At 72.2% G+C, this 6,077-nt stretch carries 6 protein-coding genes; all 6 read right to left on the reverse strand.

Annotated elements, in window-relative coordinates; translation table 11 throughout:
- Nucleotides 1-978, reverse strand: a 978-nt coding sequence (locus B9S61_RS22555) for a hypothetical protein (protein WP_103543900.1), incomplete at its 3' end; no start/stop codon positions are given.
- Between the two features lie 5 nt (nucleotides 979-983).
- Nucleotides 984-2,237 (reverse strand): DUF4910 domain-containing protein, encoded by a 1,254-nt coding sequence (locus tag B9S61_RS22560; protein ID WP_103543906.1) that lies wholly within the window; start codon nucleotides 2,235-2,237, stop codon nucleotides 984-986.
- Between the two features lie 125 nt (nucleotides 2,238-2,362).
- Entirely contained in the window at nucleotides 2,363-3,388 is a 1,026-nt protein-coding gene (locus B9S61_RS22565; RefSeq protein ID WP_103543901.1) for an NAD(P)-dependent oxidoreductase, read from the reverse strand.
- Between the two features lie 3 nt (nucleotides 3,389-3,391).
- Nucleotides 3,392-4,039: a PIG-L deacetylase family protein gene (locus B9S61_RS22570; RefSeq protein ID WP_103543902.1), complete on the reverse strand. Its 648-nt coding sequence runs from the start codon at nucleotides 4,037-4,039 to the stop codon at nucleotides 3,392-3,394.
- Nucleotides 4,036-4,830, reverse strand: coding sequence for a sugar phosphate nucleotidyltransferase (locus tag B9S61_RS22575; RefSeq protein ID WP_103543903.1), 795 nt, complete (start codon nucleotides 4,828-4,830; stop codon nucleotides 4,036-4,038). The genes B9S61_RS22570 and B9S61_RS22575 overlap by 4 nt, the downstream gene beginning before the upstream one ends.
- The gene (locus B9S61_RS22580; protein ID WP_103543904.1) at nucleotides 4,827-6,062 is read right to left on the reverse strand and encodes a class I SAM-dependent methyltransferase; all 1,236 of its coding nucleotides are present in this window, start codon (nucleotides 6,060-6,062) and stop codon (nucleotides 4,827-4,829) included. The genes B9S61_RS22575 and B9S61_RS22580 overlap by 4 nt, the downstream gene beginning before the upstream one ends.
- Nucleotides 6,063-6,077: the final 15 nt, after the last annotated feature.

Raw genomic sequence — 6,077 nt, forward strand, 5'->3', positions numbered from 1 at the left:
GTCACCGAGGACGAGTTCGCCGAGCCGGTCCGGTACGAGCAGCAGCGCCGCGCCCCACGACAGCGCGCCGAGGGCCTGCCCGCCGCCGAGGAGGAGACAGAACGTGCCGAGCCGCCGCGGCGCGTGGCGCAGCACCCGCGCCGCCTCGGCGACGGTGACCAGCGACAGCCCCATCAGCACGGCGAGGAAGGGCCCGAGCAGGAGTTCGGCGCCCCGGATCTCCCCCACCGCGCCGACCCCGACGATCGCGCCGAGTCCGTACGCCCGCAGTTGACTCGCGCCGCTGACACCGACGTTCTCGACCAGGTAGCGGTAGCCGAGGTCGCGGTGGTCGCGATGCCACTCGCGGACTCCGGCCGGCCGGGGCCGGATGCCGGACTGGAGGCAGCCGTACCCCGCGGCCACCGCGGCGGACCCGCCCCAGGCGAGCAGGAACGCGGTCACGGTGCCCACGTGGGCCGCCACCACCATGGCCGGGACGAGCGCGACGCCCCACACGACGTCGTTGACGAACGCCTTGCGGCCGTCGCCGGCGGCGAAGAACGCGTACCGCCAGGCGTCCTGCAGCAGCAGCCCCGGCAGCATGACGCCGAGGCCGGCGAACGCGGTCCCCAGATCACCGCCGATACCCAGCCCGGCGACCAGACAGACCGTGCCGATGACGGCACCGACCCCGAGCGAGGTACCCGACGACCGGGCCACCGCCGTACGCCAGGACGCCTCCGGCACGCCGCTGAAGCGCACCACGAGCGGGTCGGTGGCCAGCCCGCGCGAGACGTTGAGCACCACGCCGTAGGTCACCCACGCCAGGCTGAACACGCCGAACGCGGTCAGCCCGAGCGAGCGCGCCACGTAGATGCCCACCGCGAAGTTGGACAGGCTGGAGGCCGCCTGGTCGGCCAGTCCCCAGGACAGCCGCCCGGCGACGGCCCGCCGGGCGGACCGGGCCGGCTTCGTCGTCTCCCCCTCGGTGGTCATCGGCGTCACGCCTTGAGCAGCCCGGCGCCGTGCAGGGCCCCGGCCGCGTCGGCGACGGTGTCGAACGGCAGCCCGGACCGCTCGGTGACGTCCAGCAGACTGTGCTCCCCGTCGGAGAGACTCAGCACCCAGAGCATGGCCATCTGTGCCTGCTGGGCGTCGCTGCGGCCCCCGAGCGAGTCGTAGAGCCCCCGCCGGCCCAACTGCGGTTCGCCGTACGGGCTGAGGTTGACGTACCGCCGGTTGCGGTCGAGCAGGGCGAACGCCTCGCGGCAGACGGCGAGGGTGTCCGCCATCGCCTCGGGGGAGACGAAGCCCGGGTTGTCCGCCGAGGTGTGGTACTCGGGGTATCCGGCGTACGGGGTCCGGCTGAGCGAGCCCACGCCGAGGTCGAAACCGGGTGAGCAGTACTGCCGCTCGTCGTAGCCGTACGGGGTGAACTCGGTGATGCGGTGCGGGCGTTCGGAGGCGGCCAGCACGTGTCGCAGTACCCGGTCGATCTCCGCGTCACCGCGCCTGCTCTGCTTGTAGGTCAGGTGGCCCGGGTCACCGGCGCAGGCCAGCACCAGGCCGTGCCTGACCCGTTCCACCCGCTCCGCGTTGCGGGCCAGCCAGGTGATCGCGCCGATGGTGCCGGGGGCGAAGATAAAACGGTAGGTGTAGTACGGCGTCCGCTCCGCCAGCGCCCGGGCCAGGAACACCGCCACCGCGACGCCGGCCAGGTTGTCGTTGGCCAGCGAGGGGTGGCAGACGTGGCAGGAGACGATCACCTCGTCGGGGACCTGTCCGGGGACCACGTGCTCGGCGTAGGTGAGGTGGCCGTCGGCGAGCGTGGAGTCGATCCGCACCTCGTACTCGCCGTCCGGCAGCGCGTCCAGCGTCTCCTGGGCCAGGCAGAATCCCCACTCCGGCTTGTAGTAACTCGTGCGGTACGGCACCCAGGACGGATGGTCCGGCAGGGTGTGCAGATGCGGGCGCAGCTCGGCCAGCGGCATGGTCGCGGACACCGGCACGCTGTAGCCGAGCACGTGCAGACTGGACGCGGCGAAGTCGACGACCCGCCGGCCGGAGGCGTCGGCGACGTACGCGTCGCGGATGTTCCACTCCTGCGGCACCGTCCAGTCGAGCACCTGGGTCCCGGTCGGCACCTCGTGCACCCGCAGCGGGATGTACTCGCCGACGATGTCCAGCGTGGCCCGCACACCGTCGCCGGTGATGCTCCGGCACAGCGGGTACAGCCGCTCCACCAGCGCGTGCATCTCCTCGCCGGAGCCGGAGCCGGAGCCGGAGCCGGAGCCGGAGCCGGAGCCGGAGCCGGAGTTGGAGCCGGAGCGCGAGCCCGAGCCCGAGCCGGAACCCGAGCCCGAGCCGGGGTTGGGCCCGGTCACCGGCGCCACCGCAGGGTGTCGTCGACGTCCTTGGCGTCGGAGGCCGCGCGCAGCACGGCGAGGCGGGTGAAGCGCTGCTCGAAGTCCTCCCGCGTCAGCCCGTGTTCCCGGTAGGCGTCGGCGAGTTCGAGCGCGCCCCGCTTCACCGTCCACTCGCAGCCGAAGCCGGGTATCGCGGCCCGGAACCGCGAGAAGTCCACCCGGTAGGAACGCGGATCGGCGCCGGTCTCCCCGGTGATCACCACCTCGGAGCCGGTCACCGCCTCGGCGACCTGCCCGGCGATCTGCGCGACCGTGACGTTGTTGATCTCGCTGCCGATGTTGAACGCCCGGTCGTGCACCGCCACCCGGGGCGCGGTCAGCGCGGCGGCGAAGGCACGGGCGATGTCGGCGGCGTGCACCAGCGGGCGCCAGGGGGTGCCGTCGGAGAGCACGAGGACCTCGCCGGACAGCAGCGCGTGGCCCACCAGGTTGTTCAGCACGATGTCGGCGCGCAGCCGGGGCGAGAATCCGAACGCGGTGGCGTTGCGCATGTACACCGGGCTGAAGTCGCCGTCGGCCAGCGCGTGCAGGTCGTCCTCCACCCGCACCTTGGACTCCGCGTACGGCGTCACCGGGCGCAGCGGTGCGTCCTCGCCGACCAGCTCGTCCCCGCCGGCGGCACCGTAGACCGAGCAGGTCGACGCGTACAGGAAGCGCTGGACCCCGGCGTCCCTGGCCAGCCTGGCCAGCCGCACGGACGCGTGGTGGTTGATGTCATAGGTGAGTTCGGGGGCCAGCGACCCCAGGGGATCGTTGGACAGCGCGGCCAGGTGGATCACGGCGTCCACCCCGGCCACGTGTTCGGCGGTGATGTCGCGCAGGTCCACCCGGTGCCCCGGCGGATCCGCGGGCGCAGGGCCCAGCACGCAGTCGGCGAACAGTCCGGCGTCCAGGCCGACGACCTCGTGTCCGGCGGCGGTGAGCACCGGGGCCATCACGGTGCCCAGGTAGCCCTGGTGTCCGGTCAGCAGTACGCGCAAGGTTCAATCCCCCAGGTCGAGAGTGAGTTTGGTGACGGCGAACGCCTCGGCGTAGCGCTCGTGGCATTCGATGCCGCGGATCCGGGCCAGACCGAGGAACGCCTCCCGGTCGTACCAGGGCCGGTGCCGCTGCGAGGGGTAGTGCTCCTGCAGCAGCCGCACCTTCTGCTCGGCGGTCCGCGGTGACAGCGGCTGGTACGCGGTGGGACGGCCGAGATCGCCGTCCCACTTGACGATCTCGTAGCCGAGGACGAGGTGGTCACGGAACGCGGTGGGTATCAGCCGCGCCAGGCCGCGGTGGTCCTGGTGCGCGTCCTCGGCGCGCGGGGCCAGGACGAGGTCCGGCTCGGTCCGCCCGCGCAGCTCCTCGACGGCGGACTTGGCCTCCTCCCAGTGCGCCGGTATCCGGCCGTCCGGCAGTTTGTGGACGGTCAGCCGCAGGTCGGCGCCCGGGCAGAAGGCGGTGAGCGCGGCCTGCTCCTCCCGCTCCCGCTCGCCCCCGCCGCCGGAGAGCACCAGCGCGTCGACACGGATGCCCGGCCGCGCTCGGCACAGCGTCAGCAGCGTGCCGCCGGCGCCGATGGCGATGTCGTCGCAGTGCGCGCCCACCGCGACGATCCGGTCCGGGCCGCCGGTGCCGAGCCGGATCACGCGCTCACCCCCGCGCCGTCCCGTTCCCACACGGCCCACGGGCGGTCGCCCCGTGCGTAGGCCCCGTCGAGCGCGGCCCGCTCCTTCACGGTGTCGGTCGGCTTCCAGAAGCCGCGGTGCTGGTGCGCCACCAGCCGCCCCCGCTTGGCCAGTTGGGCGCACCCGTCGGCGACCAGATCCCCGCCCTCCGGGATGTGGTCGAACACCTCCTGGCGCAGGACGAAGTAGCCGCCGTTCTCCCACAGCGGCAGTTCGCTCACCGGGGTGATGCCGCCCACCAGACCGTCCTCGCCCAGGTCCACGCAGTGGAACGAGGACTGCGGCGGCACCACCATCATCGACGCACCGGCGTCGCGCCGCGCGAACCGGTCGATCATCTCCGGCAGCGGGGCGTCGGTGAGCACGTCCGCGTAGTTGGCGAGGAACATCTCGTCGCCGTCCAGATGGTCGCGCACCCGGCGCAGCCGCTCCCCGATCGGCGACTCGATGCCGGTCTGCGCGAACGTGATCGTCCAGTCCGAGATGTCGGTGGACAGCAGCTCCGTCCGCCCGCCCCGCAGGACGAAGTCGTTGGACGTGGTCTCCTCGTAGTGGAGGAAGAAGTCCTTGATGTGGTGCGCCCCGTACCCGAGGCACAGGATGAACTCGGTGTGCCCGTAGTAGGCGTAGTAGCGCATGACGTGCCAGATCAGCGGGCGCGGTCCGACCATGGCCATGGGCTTGGGCACGTCGTCGGACGTGCCGTTGCGCATCCGCAGCCCGTAACCGCCGCAGAACAGTACGACCTTCATCGCTCGACCTCGACAATGCTCAGTTCCGGTATGGGGAAGACCAGGCGGCCGCCCCACTCGTGCACGAAGGACAACTGCACGGTCAGTTCGGCCCGCAGGTTCCACGGGAGGACGAGGACGTAGTCCGGCCGGTCCTCGGCTATCCGCTCGGGCGGCAGGATCGGGATGCGGGTGCCCGGGGTGAACCTGCCGTGCTTGTACGGGTTGCGGTCGACCGTGTACGCGAGCAGGTCGGGCCGGATGCCGCAGTGGTTGAGCAGGGTGTTGCCCTTGCCCGGCGCCCCGTAGCCGACGACCGTCTCACCGCGCTCGGCCGCCTCGATGAGGAACCGCAGCAGGTCCCGGCGCACCTTGGCCACCCGGGCGGAGAACTCGGTGTACCCGGACAGCTCCTGGAGTCCCGCGGCCTTCTCCCGGTCCAGTACGTCGGCGACCCTCCGGGACGGTTCGCCGGCCACCTCCGCCGGGCGGGCCCACAGCCGGATCGAACCGCCGTGCGTGGTCAGCAACTCCACGTCCACGAGCGTGAGTCCGCCGCTCGCCAGCGCCCGGGCGGCGGACGCGACCGTGTAGTACTGGAAGTGCTCGTGGTAGATCGTGTCGTACTGGTTCTCCTCGATCAGGGTCAGCAGGTGCTGCACCTCGACGGAGACCCAGCCGTCGTCGGCGACGAGGGCGCGCAGGCCGCGGGTGAACCCGACCACGTCGGGGATGTGCGCGTACACGTTGTTGGCCACGACCAGGTCCGCCGGGCCGTGTTCGGCGCGGACGGCGGAGCCCGTGTCCGGGTCCAGGAACGCCGTGTGCGTGGGCACACCCGCCTCACGTGCCGCCGCGCCGACGTTCACCGACGGCTCGATGCCGAGGCAGCGGATCCCGCGGTCCACCACGTGCCGCAGCAGGTAGCCGTCGTTGCTCGCGACCTCCACCACGAAGGAGCCGGCGCCGAGTCCCAGCCGCGCCTCGGCGCCGTCGACGAACGCGCGCGCGTGCTCCACCCAGGAGGTCGAGAAGGAGGAGAAGTACGCGTACTGCGTGAACGTCTCCTCCGGCGTGATCAGCGGAGGGATCTGCGCGAGCCAGCAGTCGGTGCACACCCGCAGGTGCAGCGGGTACGCCGGTTCCGGCAGGTCCAGTCGGTCCGCGGCGAGGAAGCTCTCGCACGGCGGAGTCGCCCCCAGGTCGACGACGCTCTCGAGCGCCCCCGATCCGCAGAGTCGGCATCGTGTCATCTACGTCCCCCATCC

The sequence above is a fragment of the Streptomyces sp. SM1 genome (assembly GCF_002910825.1).
Taxonomy (GTDB): domain Bacteria; phylum Actinomycetota; class Actinomycetes; order Streptomycetales; family Streptomycetaceae; genus Streptomyces; species Streptomyces okerensis.